The sequence below is a fragment of the uncultured Streptococcus sp. genome (assembly GCF_963521865.1).
Classification (GTDB): domain Bacteria; phylum Bacillota; class Bacilli; order Lactobacillales; family Streptococcaceae; genus Streptococcus.
This window is the reverse complement of the sequence record NZ_CAUQWY010000035.1, coordinates 1-17,874: the sequence shown is the minus strand read 5'-3', so window position 1 is coordinate 17,874 and position 17,874 is coordinate 1. Positions and strand designations below refer to the sequence as shown.

The following is a 17,874-nucleotide window of genomic DNA, read 5'->3' as shown; positions in this document are numbered from 1 at the left end:
TCTGAAGATATTGCATTACAATATGCTAAGACTTTAGTCAATTTGTCAGTTGAACAAGTAAATGTAGAAGAGAGAAAGAATACCACTAATTTACTCAAAGAAATTTTTGAGCAGTTCAATCAATCTGAAGACATTGCGCTACACTATGCTATGGCTTTATACAATCTTTCAAATAGACAAAATGATATCAAAGAACGTAAGGAATCCATATCAGAAATAGAAGCTTTAACCTTAAAGTTCCAAAATTCTGAAAAGATTGCGTTACGATATGCTCTGGCTTTAGTCAATTTGTCAGCTGAACAAGTAAACGTAGAAGAACTGGGCAATACTATTCATTCAGTCAAACAAATTTTTGAACAGTTCAATCAGTCTGAAGACATTGCGTTACGATATGCTATGGCTTTAGTCAATTTTTCAGTTGAACAAGTAAATGTAGAAGAGAGAGGGAATACCGCTAATTCAGTCAAACAAATTTTTGAGCAGTTTAAACAGTCTGAAGACATTGCGTTACGATATGCTATGGCTTTAGTCAATTTTTCAGTTGAACAAGTAAATGTAGAAGAGAGAGGGAATACCGCTAATTCAGTCAAACAAATTTTTGAGCAGTTTAAACAGTCTGAAGACATTGCGTTACAATATGCTATGGCTTTAGTCAATTTGTCAGCTAAACAAATAAATGTAGAAGAGAGAAAGAATACCACTAATTTACTCAAAGAAATTTTTGAGCAGTTCAATCAGTCTGAAGACATTGCGTTACAATATGCTATGGCTTTATTCAATTTATCACTGAAACAAACCAACTTAGATAAATTGAATGATACGGTTTCTAAACTAAAGAAATTAGCTTATAATTTTGAAAAAAATGAAGAGATCACTTTATGCTACTCTGAAGCTCTTGCCGAAATTATCACTAAACAACAAAATGAAGGGGAAAAACTTGAAATTATAGATAAACTAAAAAGACTACACGATAGATTCGTACAATCTGAAGAAATTACTGTTCAATATCTTACAGCTCGGATGGATTTGGTAAAAAATAATCAAATAGACCAATCAAATCTCGTAAACGATATCTGTCAGTCCTTAGAGTCTATTCAGAGTATTAAAATTTTAAATATGCTCATCGAAATACTCGAAAACGAAAAACAATTTAAGCAAGATCAAGTTCAGATTTCCACTACTAATATCGTAAAAGCTCTGGATAAACTTTGTTTTGATTCATCTATTGAAGAAGGGAAAGATGAAAAAGAGAAAAATTTGCTTATTCGCACCTTAAAAATCGGTATCATCTCCGATACAAAATATGATATTTTAAAATCCTGGATAGAGCATTACAAGGAAAACTCAGAAAGAATCAATCAGTTAATTAAAATTTATTCGCTTGTCCAACAAATCAAGTATGAACTTGGATTAAAGACTGAAGACAAAAATAGAAAACTAAAATTTGGTCACTATACCTCAGGAAAAGCGCTCCAAAGCATATTAGGAAAAGAGGATAAAGCTCCATTCTCCATCTCAGGAAAGACACGCCTAAATAACGCTAACTATATGAACGATCCTGAAGAAGGGGAAATTCTAGAAAACATTTTAAAATTAGAAAAACGTAATCCTTTGGATCCTAGTTCTTGGTTTTTAATGAGTTTCACTAGCAAAACAGATGATCTAGCCATGTGGTCGCAATACGGAAATAACGCAGAGGGAGTCTGTATTGTACTAAATGAGAATGATTTTGCTCATTATCATTCACTCAGTGACCTTCCTTGGTATCAAAAAAACTCAGATAAACAAATCAATCACAAAATGAATTCAAGCGTTGAAATTTCAAACGATATCTCTTCAAATGAATCCAACAAAGAGATGACGACTAGAGACAATGATAATACTCAAAATTCTGAAGACAAATATTCTACACCGAATACTAATCAGGATTATTTATATCGCGTAGCTTACGTTCATTACTCCGATGATCAATTCGACATAGAAAAAACTGAACTATTCACTAGTGAAGAAGTAACGCGACTAAAAGGATTGTTGGTAGATTTAAAATCAGAATTAAGGGATTATAAAAATTCTGGGGACCCGTTCTATAAAAAAGCTATCGCTGACTGTATTGAAGAAATCCGCTACCTATTCAAATCGGTTGATTACAAGTATGAAGAAGAATTACGTATTTTACAATATGCTAACTTAAATTCTGATAACGACAAAATAAAAATTGATTATTCTCCTGAATTCGGTAAACTTTATCTTGAGCGAGAAGAAAATGTTCAAATCGGTGAAGTCATTTTTGGTCCCAAGTTTCCGAATCCTGAATACGTGACTCCTTTATTGAAACTTTTGGATAAGGATATTAAGTATAAAAAATCTACGATAAAATTTAGATAAAAATCTCCCCAAAATCCTCTAAACTTCTAGTTTTGGCTAGAAGTTTTTTATATATAAAAATTTTACACATTTCTCTTGACAGGGCTTTCTTTTAGATGTACAATGTATGTGTAGAAAAATTATATATAAAAATCTTACACATTAGAAAAGGAGGTTCCCCATGTACTTTCCAACATCCTCTGCCTTGATTGAATTTCTCATCTTGGCCGTACTGGAGCAGGATGATTCTTATGGTTATGAGATTAGCCAAACCATTAAGCTGATCGCTAATATCAAAGAATCCACACTCTATCCCATTCTCAAAAAATTGGAAGGCAATAGCTTTCTGACAACTTATTCTAGAGAGTTCCAAGGTCGCATGCGCAAATACTACTCCTTGACAAATGGTGGTATAGAGCAGCTCGTGACCCTAAAAGATGAATGGGCACTCTATACAGACACCATTAATGGCATCATAGAAGGGAGTATCCGCCATGACAAGAACTGAATATCTGACTCAGCTAGAACTCTATCTCAAAAAACTGCCTCAGGCTGACCAAATTGAAGCCATGGACTATTTCAGGGAACTCTTTGACGATGCTGGAGTCGAAGGAGAGGAAGAACTCATCGCTAGCTTGGGAACTCCTAAGGAAGCAGCCCACGAAGTTCTATCAAATCTTCTCGATAAAAAAATCAATGAAGCACCTGCTCAAAAGAATAACCGACAAATTTTGCATATCGCCTTGTTAGCCCTACTTGCAGCACCCATCGGTATTCCTTTAGGAATCGCCATTCTCTTGGCTCTTTTCGCAATCCTTGTGGCCGCTTCGAGCGTCATCTTGGCTTTCTTTGTAGTTTCCATACTTGGTATCATCGGTGGATTCCTATTTTTAGTTGAAAGTTTCACTGTCTTAGCCCAAGCTAAATCAGCCTTTATCTTGATTTTTGGTTCTGGTTTACTGGCTATCGGTGCTTCTTCACTAGTCTTACTAGGTATTTCCTATGTAGCCCGCTTCTTCGGCCTACTCATTGTTCGCCTGGTGCAATTTGTTCTCAAAAAAGGAAAGAGAGGTGACCAGCATGCGTAAGTGGACAAAAGGATTTCTCATTTTTGGTGTGGTGACTACCGTTATCGGCTTTATCCTGCTCTTTGTAGGTATCCAATCTGACGGAATCAAGAGCCTACTTGCCATGTCTAAGGAACCTGTCTATGATAGTCGGATGGAAGAACTGTCCTTTGGCAAGGAAGTCGAAAACCTAGAGATTACGCTCCACCAACACGCGCTGACCATCACAGACTCTTTGGATGATCAAATCCACATTTCTTATCATCCATCTATTTCTGCTAACCATGATCTTGTCACAAATCAAAACGACAAAACTCTAAGCCTCACTGATAAGAAACTGTCTGAAACTCCATTTCTCTCTTCTGGAATCGGCGGGATTCTCCATATCGCAAGTAGCTACTCTAGTCGTTTTGATGAAGTTATCCTCCGACTACCAAAAGGGAGAAATCTAAAAGGAATCAACATCTCAGCCAATCGCAGACAAACCAGTATCACTAATGCTAGCCTTGAAAATGCGACCCTCAATACAAACAGCTATATTCTCCGAATTGAAGGAAGTCGTATCAAAAATAGTAAACTCATAACCCCTAATATCGTCAATATCTTTGATACAGACCTTACAGATAGTCAGCTAGAGTCAACAGAGAAGCACTTCCACGCTGAAAATATCCAAGTCCATGGTAAGGTTGAACTGACTGCCAAAAAGTATCTCAGAATCATCCTAGACCAGAAAGAGAACCAACGAATTAACTGGGACATCTCAAGTAACTATGGTTCTATCCACCAATTCACAAGAGAAAAGCCTGAATCAAGAGGCACGGAATTAAGCAACCCTTACAAAACTGAAAAAACCGATGTCAAGGATCAACTCATTGCTAGAGCTGATAATGATATTGAGCTAATTTCCATACCAAACAGACGTTGACAAAAGCGCTTACATCTGCTACTATGGAAGCATATTTATCTAACTAAAAAGGAGGTCCTACCATGAAACAAGAATGGTTTGAAAGTAATGATTTTGTAAAAACAACAAGCAAGAACAAGCCTGATGAACAACCCAAAGATGTTAGAGACAAGGCTGAAGAAACGATAGTCGATCTCGATACACCAATTGAAAAAAATACTCAAGTAGAGGAGGAAGTCTCTCAAGCTGAAGTCGAACTGGAAAGCCAGCAAGAAGAGAAAATTGATACGCCTGAAGACAGTGAAGTGAGAACAGAAATAGAAGAAAAGAAAGCATTAGATTCTACTGAAGAAGAGCAAGACCTTTCTAAAGAAACAGAAAAAGTCACTATAGCTGAAGAAATCCAAGAAGCACTTCCTCAGCAAAAAACAATCACGAAAGAGCCCCTTCTTATCAGTCAATCCTTAGAAAGTCCCTATATCCCCGACCAAGCTCCAAAATCTACAGATAGATGGAAAGAGCAAGTACTTGATTTTTGGTCTTGGCTAGTGGCAGCTCTCAAATCTCCTACAAGCAAACTTGAAACAAGTAGCACACACAGTTACACAGCCTTTCTCTTACTCATTCTGTTTTCTGCGTCTTCCTTTTTCTTTAGTATCTACCACATCAAACATGCTTACTATGGACATATAGCAACTATGCATAATCACTTCCCTGAACAATTTGCTTCATTGAATCTCTTTTCGATTATCTCTATCCTAGTAGCAACAACACTCTTCTTCTTTTCATTCCTCTTGGGTAGTTTCGTCGTGAGACGATTTATCTACCAAGAAAAGGACTGGACGCTAGAAAAGGTTCTCCAACAATATAGTCAACTCTTGGCAATTCCAATCTTCCTCACTGCTATTGCTAGTTTCTTTGCCTTCTTTGACAGCCTACGATTTACAGCCCTCTTGTGTGTGATTAGCATTGGAATCATTCTGCTTGCCAGTCTCCATATCATTACAAGACCAAGTCAATCAAGTGAAACCGACTCCTTCTATCAATTATTCTTGTCTGTCCTTGTGAACGGAGTCATTATCCTCCTCTTCTTTGTAGCTGAAGTGGCACTGATTGGAGATTATCTTCGTATCTTGGCCTTTCTTTAAACTTCAATCCTGTCTTCCATGGCAGGATTTTTTCTATGCCAAAAAGCAAGTCGATTGACCTGCTTCTGATTTACTTTTCTTGTGCTAATGCTTTAAAATCTTTGTCTAAGATGGGTTGTATTTCTATAGTTTAGTAGTATGATAACGTTGCTATGAAGTTCGTTATTCCAAATATTTAACAAACTAGGAGTCTCAATTTGATAAGAATCCGCATCAATACCATAGCTTTTTAGTATATCTTCTATATCAAATAAAGACAGTCCTTGGTGGTTATTGTTATCAAATTGTAGACTATCTAAATGTTCTAATTTTGGGAAATAGTAAGAAATGATTGTCTTTACACAAGCCATTCCACAATCCAGCAAAGTCGCTTGTTTATAGTGACTAACCATTATTTTCTCCTTTTTCAACACTTATCTTACTATAACCATCAACTTCAATGACGCTATTCGAAGTTTGATTTGTCGTAGGAACCCTTAAAACTTCTCCTGTATTATTTGTATGTAAAGTATAGATTCCATCAAAGTCTTTAGGAACTGTAATAGATACATCACCAACAAGAGTATCTATAAATATTTTTTCGAAAGTCGCATTTTTCCCTAAGGAAATGGTTACATATAACTTATCTTTCCCTTGTGAACTCAAAGCCAAATTAAAGCCATGTTGTGAAAATGGTAGATATAGACTATCTGAACTCATTTTAACGTTTTTAGTTATGTTATTCACTGATTCTTCGGAAACTTTTCCTTCTATTTGAACACTTGTTTCATCTGATTCACTCTTGACAACTTTAACATCAATTGCTTGCTTTGAACCATAAAACTCTAACGTTTTAATACTTTTAGAAGAAAGAGCCCACGATTGTTTTACACTGATTGTCGTCTCTCCTCGTTTTAAGGTTAATAAAATTCCAGCCACTACAACTAGTAACAACAGCCCAATTACAATTCCTATTTTTTTCATCATTAGTACTCCTACTTAAATTCTTTTTTACTGAATACAACAAACGCAAGCACAAGTACTCCTATACTCACCACTATAGGATAGCATACGTTTGTAAGGGTAATTTGACTTACTCCAGGGGAAGCTTTCAAATTTAAAGTCATAAGTAAATAGTCTCTCACACTCTCACCAGAGTTTGGAAGAACATAAACCAATAGGTTATCAAATAGTAAAATATAGAGTGTATAAATCATACATGATTCATAAACCTTATCAAATATTTGAAAAATTAATAATGAGATACTGATAATGACCAAATAGTATGGTAGTTGATGTAAAAATGTCGAAACAATCAACACCATGTCCCCTTCCAAATAAACAAGAGCTGTTAAACTATAAAAAATAGTTACATATAGGAAAGACAAACAAAAGGTTCCCAAAGTTTTATATAAAAATAACTTCCATCGTTGTTTTTCTTTTGTAAGGAGAATGTTAATCGTACGGAAACTATAATCTTCCCCCCAGAAAAATAAATTAGTAGAGATAAAAAGTAAAGGAATAAAACCACTCACATTTGAAATCAATACTCGAAATGCTGGTTCATCTTCATTCGATGACTTAAAAAATAAGGAGAATAACAAAATCAATAATCCTATCAACAAACTAGGAAGTACTCCTCTTTTTTCCCAGTAAAATTTATACATATCTGCTTTAAGAGAACTCATGATTCTCCTCCTTTCTTAAATCATCAGATAATATTACTCAAATAGTAGTCCTCAAAGCGTTCCTTCTTAATATAAATATCCTGTATCACTAGATTTGAAGCAACACTATATTCCAAGATAACCATTAATTTTTCCTTTTCTGGCACAACCAGATAGTCCTCCTGCTCAAAATGAACAATGCCCTCTTCTTTTAAAAACATTTTTAGAATCTGATTAGCACTCGTCTTAAGAAAGAGCTTTTCCGACAAATCATTTGCTAACTCTTTTGAACTCATCACATTTAGAATTTTCCCCTTTTTCATAATGATATACTTATCTGTTATAAACTCCAACTCCGATAGGATATGGCTTGAAATCAAAAAGGTAACTCCCAACTGATCCCTTAAATTCAAAATCATTTTTCTTAAATCTGAAATCCCTTGAGGATCTAAACCATTCACTGGTTCATCTAAGATAATAAGCTCTGGATTATCCAAAAGGGCAATTGCTATCGATAATCTTTGCTTCATTCCAAGAGAATAGTTTTTTACTTTTCTGTCCCATGATGTTTGGGGTAGGCGAACCAATTCCAACATTTTTATGGTATCTGTCTTTAAACCAAATCTTGTTTTATAATATTGCAGGTGTTGACGTCCAGTCAAGTTTGGATAGAGAGCAGGTGATTCGATAATACTGCCAATCTTATGCTGAGAAACACTCTTGATTTCTCCCTTATCAGCTCGAATGAGTCCTAGGAGAATTCTCATTAAGGTTGTCTTTCCAGCACCATTCTCTCCGATAAGACCACATATTTCCCCTTGCTCAATATCAAAGGAAATATTATGTAGAACCTGTTCTTTCCCATATGTTTTATCAATATTTTTAAGACTTAAAATCACACGATTCATAGTTTCTCTCCGTTCATTGTATCCTTTGCTTTCATGAATTTTCCTCCACCTCTGAAATCCCAAAATTCTTAACATCTGTAATTTCCTCAGGCAGAATTACAATTCGCTCTTCACCTGCATCTAAAATTGCTAGGCGAAAGATTTCGTTATTTAATGCTATCTCTACCAACTTTTGCGAAGTCGTGTTATTTCGAACTATCAGACTGTGGCGAGTTTGTGTAAAAGTCTCTAGTAAGATACTAAGATTCCCCATCTCTTCCCTCCTAACCCAAATAACTCTCTTGACTTTTCATTGCATCTCTAGTTTAGCGCTTTCAAAAATAAAAAAACATGACAAAAATGTCATGTTAGCTCTCCATTTCCTCAAAAGTTTTTAAATCTTTTTCTTTTTCTCCCAATATACGCGCTTCTAATACTTGGTCTCCAAATGCTTGAGCACAAATAATAGCTCTATCGTATAAGCGGATGGCTTTTTCCTTATCCTGTTTATGAAATAAGGTACACATAGCTTCAAGCATATCAACAATTGGCTTGTTTTGAAAATCCTGCGATAAAATCATCAGCCTGTTCATCGCCTTAACATAAGGCTCAAAAGTGGAGTAAGATTTTTCCATCCATTGAACAGCTAAAGAATCAAGCACTGTTCTCTTTAACATATAAGCTGTCTCTAAATCGGATGAATTTGTTTCTCTTATAAGTTTTTTAGAAAGCATCCAAAATAGTTCATGATGATACCCAATCGGTCTTGCTAAACACGAAACAAAGTACAATTTTATCAGAAGCAAATCATTCACCGAATAGTTTTTCCTTATCTTTACTTGTTCAAAATATTCATCCAGCAAAGCATCGCCAAAACCTGCATCTTCACTTACAAAGACATCAAAACTAGCTTGTAAGGCACTAACTGCAATCTGCTCATCCTCAGGTAGACTGTCATAATAGTGTTCGTAAACTCTTTCAAACAACTCTTCCTTAACTTGGATTCTATCATCATCTCCATAAGTTTGAAACTTAATGAGTTTATCCTTTAATATCAAGTACTCGGAGGGTAAAATCATATGATCCATATCTACTATATGTGAAATTGAACAGCCTAGTTTGTAAGCTATATACTCTACCTTGGATAAACTCGGGGAAGACTGGCCTGATTCAATCCGTGCTAATTGGCGCACCGTTATCTCAGTTTCATCATCACAAAGAGTTTCACGAGTGATATGTTTCATCTCTCGCAACATTCGGATTCTTTTACCTACTTCCTTCTTGATATCCATTTATTTACTCTCCTGACAACTATTTCCATATAAAAAATAAATTCCCTGTATATATTTTACTATTTTCTATGGAGATAAGCAATATTTGAAATATATATAACTATCTTTGCGTTATATCATAAATTTCAGTTCAACTATTACTACACCTTGGCAATTCCAATCTTCCTCACTGCTATTGCTAGTTTCTTTGCCTTCTTTGACAGCCTACGATTTACAGCCCTCTTGTGTGTGATTAGCATTGGAATCATTCTGCTTGCCAGTCTCCATATCATTACAAGACCAAGTCAATCAAGTGAAACCGACTCCTTCTATCAATTATTCTTGTCTGTCCTTGTGAACGGAGTCATTATCCTCCTCTTCTTTGTAGCTGAAGTCGCACTGATTGGAGATTATCTCCGTATCTTAGCCTTTCTTTAAACTTTAATCCTGTCTTCCATGGCAGGATTTTTTCTATGTCAAAAAAGCAAGTCGATTGACCTGCTTCTGCTTTACTTTTTTTGTGCTAATGCTTTAAAATCTTTGTCTAAGATGGGTTGCACTTCTAATTGATTGGCATCTAGTTGGTGGTAAGATGCTGATGGTAGTGACTCTAGGAATTTTGCATAGTTCAAGCGAGCGATAGCTTCATAGTCTTCTGGTTTAGAGCCATCTCCTGTGATTTGAACCAAGTCAATTTCCCACTGGACTTCCTTATCCACCAATTGCTCCATATAGGCTGCAGGTACAAATGGTTCTCTCGGTAAAACAGGCTTGACTCCCTGAGCCAGATGGTAAACACCGTGCACTTGATCTTCTCCATCTTGATAGAAGGAAACTCTTGCAAAGTAAGCATCGGTCTCTTGAACCGCACGTACACGCGCTTCAAACTGAGCCAAGCCATCTGCCTCTAAAAAGCTTTTCAAGTCCTCATGACTAAAGAAAACAGGATTAAAAATTCCTTGGCAAATCGTAAAACGAGCTGCGGTGTCTCCCAGATAGGCTTGAATACCTGCTTGGAAATAAGCTTCAAAGTCAAAACCATCTAGTCCTTCAATCTCAGTTCCTGCATAAGTAAGCAGAGCATCTAAAAATGACTTGATAATCCGCCAGTCCGTCTTCGTTAGTAGGTCAGGAAGATCGACACGATATGCCTTTCGACCATCAGCATAGCTAACTTTAAAGAGAAATTGCGATTGCCCCACTATCGAACACTCGATATACTCAAGACGATTAAGAGGCTGACGCAGATAGACTGCATCATAGCTATGTGACTCCAAGCCATCTACCAAGGCCAAGATAGACTTGGCAGTCAAAATTTCCTGTTCTCCTAAAATGCTCTGTTTATTTGGAATAAAAAATGTTTTCGTCATAACTGGACTCCTTTGAAATCGTTTACACATAGTATACCCTATTTTTCTGAAAGATACAGAAACAAACTTTAGATTTTTGAGTAAAAAGCATAGAAAAACAGCCCCTGAGGACTGTTTAATCTTATACAGTAGCTGCTTGATCCAAGCTTTCACCGATAGCGGCTAGGCGCTCGACAACTTCTGCTTGTGTCAATTCATTTTCTGAAACATAGCGGTTACGTGGGTGAACACGGCACTCGTGTGAGCATCCACGAAGGTACTTGTCTTCATTTGCTTCTGATGTCAAGATACGACGGTTACAGAATGGATTTCCACAGTTGACATAACGTTCACATGGTGTTCCATCAAACCAGTCTTTCCCTACGATGGTTGGGTTGACATGGTTGACATCTACGGCGATACGCTCGTCAAAGACGTACATTTTCCCATCCCAAAGCTCACCTTGTACTTCTGGGTCTTTACCGTAAGTTGCGATTCCTCCGTGCAATTGGCCGACATCTTTGTAGCCTTCACGGACCATCCAGCCTGAGAATTTCTCACAGCGAACGCCACCTGTACAGTAAACCACGACGCGCTTGTCCATGAATTTTTCTTTGTTATCACGAACCCACTGTGGCAACTCACGGAAGTTGCGGATGTCTGGGCGGATAGCTCCACGGAAATGTCCTAGATCATACTCATAATCATTACGTGTGTCAAGGACAACTGTATCTTCATCAAGAAGGGCTTCTTTGAACTCTTTTGGAGACAAGTAGGCACCTGTTGTTTCAAGTGGGTTGATGTCGTTGTCAAAGTCGTTGTCTTCCAAACCAAGGTGGACAATTTCTTTCTTGTAGCGAACGAACATCTTCTTGAAGGCTTGTTCATTTTCTTCGTCAATCTTGAACCAGAGGTCTTCCATTCCTGGGAGGCTATGAACGTAGTCCATGTATTTTTGAGTTGTTTCGTAGTCACCTGAAACTGTTCCGTTAATTCCCTCGTCAGCGACTAGGATACGGCCTTTAAGACCGATTGATTTACAGAAAGCCAAGTGGTCTGCAGCAAATTGCTCTGCATTTTCAATTGGAGTATAAAGGTAGTAAAGTAAGACACGAATATCTTTTGCCATAAGATTTGTTCTCTTTTCTATTCTTAAATTTTCAGAATTTTTCATCTGACTATACCAGTATACCTGCTTAAGAAAACGAATGCAATTTATTTGACTGGAAATTGTAGAAAGGTGCTTATCCCTGCACTTCATCAGTAACCATAGCGAATAGCAGATAATTCTCTTAATTTCTTTATCTGCTCGGATTGACTTTTTGACAAAGTCAGCTTATTGTCAATCAACACACGTGAGATGTCAACGTTCATTTGGCTCAGGATAAATGGGGTAGAGGTCCCATCGTCCTCTAATCGTCTTTTATAACTCACTAACTGATTTTTCAAGGGAGTCAGTTGAGGCGTATTCTTTATATCTTCTAGTAGATGATCAATGATCGTCATGGTTTCACAACGTCTTTCGCTTCCTCCAGCAAACCATTTTAATGGTGTCATACTCATTTACCTCCTGAAATTCGTTTGTAAATTGAAAAACTATCATTCCTAACGCTCGTGCCAGTATTTTACCACACCCTATGTAAAAAAGTCAGCAAAAATGGTAATGTTGCGAAAATATTATTGATCACATGCACCGCATAGGAAGGATAAATGCTCTTGGTATAGCGGGTCAAACTAGCAAAGATGATGCCAGATGTTGCAAAGACGAAGATATCTAACAAACTAGGCAGGCTTGAAAAATGAGGAAGAGCAAATAAAATTGACGGAAGAAGCAAATCAAGGCCAAATCTCGAATGCTTAAAAAAGGCGTGTTGCAGTAATCCTCTATAGATTAGCTCTTCCATAAGTGGAGTCAGAAAGAACAAAGTTATATAGATACCTAGCTCAGCAAAGTTGGTCCCACTATAACCTATCAATACAGCCCAACCTTCAGCAGTTGACTGAACATGTTTAGCTGTCTGAACGTTAAAAGAGATCTGGAGCACTACCACTAATACTGTCAAAATTGAATACCAAAGCCATTTTTTTCTTGGAATGTGAAAGAGATAACCATGACCTGTCTTAACCAGAATCCAAATCATGACTCCGCTAAATAGCAAACTCAAGAGATTTTGAATCCAGACGAAATTGCCAATCTGGGAAGAAAATTGCCAATAATTTTGGACGATAAGCGTTAGCTGAGAAAGGCCAAATACGAAAAATAGGTAAGAGAGGACAGCACTTATTTTGAATAGAATCTGATACTTTTTCATTTGAACTCTCCTTTGTAAACTCAAGACATCTCTTCTCTAATATAAGCCATATTCCCCCAAATCCTTACTCTAAATCCTAAATGGTGCTTGAGATTTCCTGAATTGTTTAAGAGTAAAAATCTGAAACATAGATATACATGTACTGATTTCAAAAAATCACTACCTCCCCTAGAGAACTAAGGAAGGCAGTGATCACATTTTTAGGAATTAGGAATGAATACACGAAATCAATGAATCTTATGATTTTTTGTTTTTCAAGAATTCATCGTATTGTTTTTGCATTTCGTTCAATACTTTATCGTAGGCACCTTCAGATTTCAATTTTTCCATCAATTCTGGAATAGCTTTGTCTGGGTCAAATATAATAAAATGAAATAAAAATCGAACGATTTAATTTTGGAATCCAAATCAATTTATAACAATATTTTAGAAGAGGTGTTGTACTATTCTAAATCTAATTCAATATAATAATTAAACCATATTTTATGAGATATGAAAATCTAATAACTTATTTTGTAATGACATTATCGCATTTAAATCATATGTAAACCTATTAATTTATTTTATAGTTGACATTATAAAGATAAATGGGTATAATATAAATGAAATCGATTTCACTAAAATATAAAAGAAGTATTGTGATGACAAATTTAAAAAAATGCACCGCATTAGGACTGGGAGTCGCTTGCTTACTCCCCTTAGCTAGTCAGACTGTTTCTGCTAAGATGGTGTATTTTGATCTTCATGTTACACGCGAAGACTATTCCGTTAGTAGCCGAAAAACTGAAAAAACAGACGGCTCCCCTGCTGTTGCTAATATCACAGATGGTCTTGGTTGGGGAAAAAAGGTCAGAATTCGCGCTTGGACTGATGCTGAGGATGAACCTGCAACTGAGATGAAAATAGCTGATTCAAATGGTCGCTATAATCTTCACTATAATGACGGTTATGGGACAATTGGACGCTATTATTATCTCAACGCCTCTAAATATGGTTGGCTCGACTCAAATATCACAGGACGTTTTGACCCTTAATTCGTCTCAAAACAAAAAGTAGCAAACATTGGGTTATTCGCTAGTTAAATCATTTGAGCGCTCGCTAGCCTAACCCCCCCTTCTAAGAGTGGAGGCAGCATCTTAAAAGTATCATGCCTCTGCTCCTTTTTTAAAAGGAGTTTTTTACTATGAAAAAATATCTATTATTTCTACTTATTCTTCCCTTTATCTTTTTAACAGCTTGTCAATATAGCAAAAAGCAAACAACTGAGATAAATAAGGAAAATCTTCCCATAAAAGAAGGTTATAAAGAGATAACAGAGCAAATCTATCTCGCAGACCAGATAGATACTTCCTATGAAGAAGAATTACCTTTTTGGGACTCAAAAAAAGGAGACAAAGAAACATTGGTAACAGCTATCCAAAATTTTATGGGAAGTGATAGTGAAATTAGTGAAATTATTGCCGATAAGCATCCTTTAACCAGACTCCAAAAAGGAAAGACTAGGGCAGATATTACCGTCAATAAAACTGGATCATGGATTCGTTTAACATCTGATCAAATATCAGATCTATCAAATGTTTTCCGCAACCTACTATTAGATGCTATTGAAAATAATCTAAATATAACCGACTTTAAAGAAGAACTTCCATTTTCAAAAGAAGACAGTGTTAACAAAGTTAAGCAATTTCTAAATACCCTCCAATTAGGATTTGACGATTATGATTATCTCATCTACGCTATCTCAAAAGAAACACTCCTTGAATATCTCCCGACCTACGAAAGAAATGCCAAAGAATTAAAAGGAACAAAAATAACCAAAGACAATCTGACCGATATGTACTATATTACTGTTTTTCCAAAACTTTCTGGTAAAAGAGTTATTGATGGAGAAACTCAGCTAGGTTCATCTGGAGAGATTAATTTTGTTCATGGTCCTGACCTAAACTTTATCATCACCCAAACAGGGATTCAAGGAATTGACTTAGCTGGTGTTATCTTACCGACCCAAAAAATAGATAAAATGGCTACTCTTTCTGTCCAAAAAGGATTAGATGTTTTAAAAGAAAAATACGAAAATTTGATTTTAGACAGTCCAATTTATATTGAGTCATTTACAATCGAGTATATACCTATTCCCACTCAAGAAAAAGAACTCTATGGAGGAAATCTCTATCGTCCCTTCCTAATCTTTAAAATCAAAGAAAAAGATCGTATAGATAAAATAGTTATCGATCCCACAAACTGGAAAGAGGTAAGTTAGATGAAAATACTCCCCCTCTTTAAATATACGCTAAAAGATTGGAGGATTTGGATTGGATTACTCTTTTCCTTAGTAGTTGCATTGATGATGTCCTATACAGATTTAACAATAAAACTAGACGGAGGAAATTCACTTGCAGTCCTTGATTATTTCATGCTCTCCTTCTCTAGAAATCTAGCAATGTCATTATATATCTTAACAGCAGCTTCCACTGTAGTAACAGATTTTTCACAAGACTACCATCAAAATAGACTTCCTTTTTTACTTAGTCGTATGTCTCTGCGACAATACGCTTCTTCCTTCGTCAAACGGTTAATTTTCCGTTCTTATTTTGTAGGACTAACCTTAGGATTCTGTTTTTTAGTTCTCCTCTCCTTTTATTTTCCCCTTACTAATTCATACTATTCATCTACCTTTAGCAATCAGTGGTTGTTAAATCAAGGATTTATATTCCTTTTCTACTTCCTTCTCATTAGTCTAATTGGACTCTATTTTGCATTCTTTACTCTATTAGGTGGAGTTCTCTCCGTTTTTTACCCTAATATATTAATGGTCTATCTTCTTCCAAGCATGACCTGGTTTGTCCTCACAAAATTCGGTTTAGAGAGAGTTCTCCCATTTTTTACTCTACCACATATCGTCTTAACGACAGATGATTATTTACGAGAAGGTCTAGAGTATTTTAAAGTAGGTGACGAAAACTTTCGAAATATTTTTTCACTACTTTATCCTTATATTTTCTTAATTCTATGGGCACTTTTGTCAATAGAAATCATTCGACTAGCTCTTAAAAAACATTGGCATTTTTATGATAAGGAGTAATCTTATGGAGATTATACGTGTGGTAACTATTCTCTTAAAACAACAATTCACCTTCAAACGATTGTTGCCTATCTTAATTTTCTTTCATCTCTATACTTTGATTTTAATGCTACCTTTTTCTAATTTAGCTAATCACTTCAAAGAAACTTATCCTGTCAGCATTGTAACTGTTCTCTTCACGAGTCAATGGTTCACTGCAATTTCTATTTTATCTGTCATACTACTATTTAGCAATCTTCCTTTAAAAAATACTTTCCAGTTTTGGTTAATCTTAAAAATCGGACAGAAAAAGTGGATGCTCTCCCAGTTTATTTATCTGGTTATCGCGAGCTTAATCGCTTCGATTTACCAAATTATCAGCATTTTAATCACTTTTCTCCCTACGCTACACCTTTCAAATCATTGGGGACGTCTCCTACCCTCCCTAGCTCAAGGACGCATTTCATTTCCGGAAGGTGTTGATAGCATGACGCATCTACGCTCAATTATACTGCAATATTATTCTCCCTATGGAGCTTTTTTTCAAATATTCTTATTGTTATTCCTTATGTTCATATTGATTGGGGGAGTGATTTTCGTTTTCAATAGTCATTATTCTAATTTAGGAAATACCTTAGCCTGTGGATTAGTCATTGTAGAATTATTTATTACAGAAGCCTCACGTTTCTGGATTAAATTTTTATCTCCTTTAACTTGGCTAGACTTTCATTATATTAAATACGAAGCCCATTCTGGCTTACTATCCCTACCAGAAATAATTACTCGTATCCTACTTTTATACCTTTTACTCGCCATAATCCTAGTTGTTATGAAAAAAATAAGGAGACAATAGATATGACAGACTTACATTTAAAATCTATTCGTAAAAACTATAAACACAATGTAATTTTTGAAGACCTTTCCTTTGAATTTTCCAGTGGAAATATATACGGAATTGTTGGATATAACGGTTCAGGAAAAACAGTTTTACTCAAGTGTTTAGCGGGATTAGAAGGTATAACTGAAGGAAAAATCGAATTAGATGGAAACATACTTGGAATAGATTTTCCCTTCTTACCAAGTGTAGGTGTTATTATTGAGACTCCAGGATTTTTGGAAGGCTATTCTGGTTTTGATAACTTACATCAACTAGCTCTAATCAAAAATAAAATAGGGGAGAAAGAAATCATTCAGAGTATGATAGATGTAGGACTCGATCCTAGTTCCCCTAAAAAAGTAAAACACTACTCTTTAGGAATGAAACAAAAATTAGCTCTAGCACAGGCTTTTATGGAAAATCCAGATATATTACTCTTAGATGAACCAATGAACGGACTTGATAAGCAATCTGTTCAAAAAATTCGAGAAAAATTACTCCACCTAAAAGAAAAGGGGAAACTTATTATTCTAGCTTCTCATATAGAGCAAGATATCGAATGTCTCTGTGATGAAGTTCTATACTTGGGATAAGAATGATTTATTACAGAGCCAACACTCCTCATAAAATAGCAATTTTATACAAAAAGACCAACTATACCTGAATTATATTAGTTGGTTTATTTTGGCTCTATAATATTTGTAGTGGGTAAATCCCCTATGGATATTATGGAGCCTATTTTGTTGTAGAAAAAAAGTCCCATAAGATCTATAATGAAAAGCAACCAAACCATCATTAGAAAGAATCATATGGAACAATTACATTTTATCACAAAACTACTCGATATCAAAGACCCTAATATCCAAATTATGGATATCGTTAATAGGGATAACCACAAAGAAATTATCTCTAAACTGGATTATGAGGCTCCACCTTGTCCTAATTGCAGAAGTCAAATGAAGAAATATGACTTTCAAAAACCGTCTAA

The 17,874-nt window shown here is 35.7% G+C and carries 20 protein-coding genes and 3 pseudogenes; 12 read left to right on the top strand and 11 right to left on the bottom strand.

The features are described from left to right. The 5 genes from RWO85_RS08360 to RWO85_RS08340 form a co-directional block, all read left to right on the top strand. On the top strand, positions 1-2,385 hold a 2,385-nt coding region (locus tag RWO85_RS08360), incomplete at its 5' end, for a DUF2971 domain-containing protein (protein WP_314415283.1). Between the two features lie 160 nt (positions 2,386-2,545). Next, positions 2,546-2,872: a PadR family transcriptional regulator gene (locus RWO85_RS08355; RefSeq protein WP_000273858.1), complete on the top strand. Its 327-nt coding sequence runs from the start codon at positions 2,546-2,548 to the stop codon at positions 2,870-2,872. Then, entirely contained in the window at positions 2,859-3,452 is a 594-nt protein-coding gene (locus RWO85_RS08350; protein WP_261025989.1) for a DUF1700 domain-containing protein, read from the top strand. Before RWO85_RS08355 ends, RWO85_RS08350 begins: the two co-directional genes overlap by 14 nt. After that, on the top strand, positions 3,445-4,356 hold the full coding sequence (locus RWO85_RS08345; protein WP_314415281.1) for a DUF4097 domain-containing protein: 912 nt from the start codon (positions 3,445-3,447) through the stop codon (positions 4,354-4,356). The genes RWO85_RS08350 and RWO85_RS08345 overlap by 8 nt, the downstream gene beginning before the upstream one ends. 62 nt (positions 4,357-4,418) lie before the next feature. Further along, positions 4,419-5,483: a DUF6574 domain-containing protein gene (locus RWO85_RS08340; protein ID WP_314415280.1), complete on the top strand. Its 1,065-nt coding sequence runs from the start codon at positions 4,419-4,421 to the stop codon at positions 5,481-5,483. A 92-nt stretch (positions 5,484-5,575) separates the two neighbouring features. On the opposite strand, the gene RWO85_RS08335 is transcribed toward RWO85_RS08340, so the two are convergent. The 6 genes from RWO85_RS08335 to RWO85_RS08310 all read right to left on the bottom strand — a co-directional run bounded on the left by RWO85_RS08335 (position 5,576) and on the right by RWO85_RS08310 (position 9,308). Continuing rightward, positions 5,576-5,875 (bottom strand): cysteine peptidase family C39 domain-containing protein, encoded by a 300-nt coding sequence (locus RWO85_RS08335; protein ID WP_314415278.1) that lies wholly within the window; start codon positions 5,873-5,875, stop codon positions 5,576-5,578. Continuing rightward, positions 5,868-6,449: a hypothetical protein gene (locus RWO85_RS08330; RefSeq protein ID WP_314415276.1), complete on the bottom strand. Its 582-nt coding sequence runs from the start codon at positions 6,447-6,449 to the stop codon at positions 5,868-5,870. The genes RWO85_RS08335 and RWO85_RS08330 overlap by 8 nt, the downstream gene beginning before the upstream one ends. Before the next feature lie 8 nt (positions 6,450-6,457). Further along, entirely contained in the window at positions 6,458-7,150 is a 693-nt protein-coding gene (locus tag RWO85_RS08325; RefSeq protein WP_314415275.1) for an ABC transporter permease, read from the bottom strand. Positions 7,151-7,173: 23 nt separating this feature from the next. Next, positions 7,174-8,037 carry an ATP-binding cassette domain-containing protein gene (locus tag RWO85_RS08320; RefSeq protein WP_314415273.1) on the bottom strand — a complete coding sequence of 288 codons (864 nt, stop codon included), beginning with the start codon at positions 8,035-8,037 and terminating at the stop codon, positions 7,174-7,176. 31 nt (positions 8,038-8,068) lie between these two features. Next, positions 8,069-8,290, bottom strand: a complete 222-nt coding sequence (locus tag RWO85_RS08315) for a hypothetical protein (RefSeq protein ID WP_314415271.1) — start codon at positions 8,288-8,290, stop codon at positions 8,069-8,071. Positions 8,291-8,384: 94 nt separating this feature from the next. Continuing rightward, positions 8,385-9,308 carry a helix-turn-helix domain-containing protein gene (locus RWO85_RS08310; protein ID WP_314415269.1) on the bottom strand — a complete coding sequence of 308 codons (924 nt, stop codon included), beginning with the start codon at positions 9,306-9,308 and terminating at the stop codon, positions 8,385-8,387. 135 nt (positions 9,309-9,443) lie between these two features. On the opposite strand from RWO85_RS08310, the pseudogene RWO85_RS08305 reads away from it, so the two are divergent. Further along, a pseudogene (locus RWO85_RS08305) lies at positions 9,444-9,725 on the top strand (DUF6574 domain-containing protein); the annotation flags it as partial. 71 nt (positions 9,726-9,796) lie between these two features. Here the strand turns inward: RWO85_RS08305 and RWO85_RS08300 are convergent. From RWO85_RS08300 to RWO85_RS10390, 5 genes and pseudogenes are all read right to left on the bottom strand, one after another. Next, positions 9,797-10,657 (bottom strand): DUF4299 family protein, encoded by an 861-nt coding sequence (locus tag RWO85_RS08300; RefSeq protein WP_314415267.1) that lies wholly within the window; start codon positions 10,655-10,657, stop codon positions 9,797-9,799. A gap of 121 nt (positions 10,658-10,778) precedes the next feature. Further along, positions 10,779-11,765 carry a rhodanese-related sulfurtransferase gene (locus RWO85_RS08295; protein ID WP_314415265.1) on the bottom strand — a complete coding sequence of 329 codons (987 nt, stop codon included), beginning with the start codon at positions 11,763-11,765 and terminating at the stop codon, positions 10,779-10,781. 131 nt (positions 11,766-11,896) lie between these two features. After that, a complete protein-coding gene (locus tag RWO85_RS08290; protein ID WP_314415263.1) occupies positions 11,897-12,193 on the bottom strand; it encodes a bacteriocin immunity protein in 297 nt (98 codons plus the stop codon). Positions 12,194-12,261: 68 nt separating this feature from the next. Continuing rightward, positions 12,262-12,948 carry a CPBP family intramembrane glutamic endopeptidase gene (locus RWO85_RS08285; protein WP_314415262.1) on the bottom strand — a complete coding sequence of 229 codons (687 nt, stop codon included), beginning with the start codon at positions 12,946-12,948 and terminating at the stop codon, positions 12,262-12,264. 237 nt (positions 12,949-13,185) lie between these two features. Further along, positions 13,186-13,305, bottom strand: a pseudogene (locus RWO85_RS10390) (DUF3502 domain-containing protein); the annotation flags it as partial. Between the two features lie 284 nt (positions 13,306-13,589). Here RWO85_RS10390 and RWO85_RS08280 point away from each other — a divergent pair. From RWO85_RS08280 to RWO85_RS08255, 6 genes and pseudogenes are all read left to right on the top strand, one after another. Next, the gene (locus tag RWO85_RS08280) at positions 13,590-13,982 is read left to right on the top strand and encodes a hypothetical protein (protein ID WP_314415261.1); all 393 of its coding nucleotides are present in this window, start codon (positions 13,590-13,592) and stop codon (positions 13,980-13,982) included. A 149-nt stretch (positions 13,983-14,131) separates the two neighbouring features. Beyond that, positions 14,132-15,208, top strand: a complete 1,077-nt coding sequence (locus tag RWO85_RS08275) for a hypothetical protein (RefSeq protein WP_314415259.1) — start codon at positions 14,132-14,134, stop codon at positions 15,206-15,208. Further along, positions 15,209-16,030, top strand: a complete 822-nt coding sequence (locus RWO85_RS08270) for a beta-carotene 15,15'-monooxygenase (protein WP_314415257.1) — start codon at positions 15,209-15,211, stop codon at positions 16,028-16,030. Positions 16,031-16,034: 4 nt separating this feature from the next. Continuing rightward, the gene (locus RWO85_RS08265) at positions 16,035-16,862 is read left to right on the top strand and encodes a hypothetical protein (RefSeq protein WP_314415255.1); all 828 of its coding nucleotides are present in this window, start codon (positions 16,035-16,037) and stop codon (positions 16,860-16,862) included. Positions 16,863-16,864: 2 nt separating this feature from the next. Continuing rightward, a complete protein-coding gene (locus RWO85_RS08260; protein WP_314415253.1) occupies positions 16,865-17,479 on the top strand; it encodes an ATP-binding cassette domain-containing protein in 615 nt (204 codons plus the stop codon). A 216-nt stretch (positions 17,480-17,695) separates the two neighbouring features. Beyond that, positions 17,696-17,874, top strand: a pseudogene (locus RWO85_RS08255) (ISL3 family transposase); the annotation flags it as partial.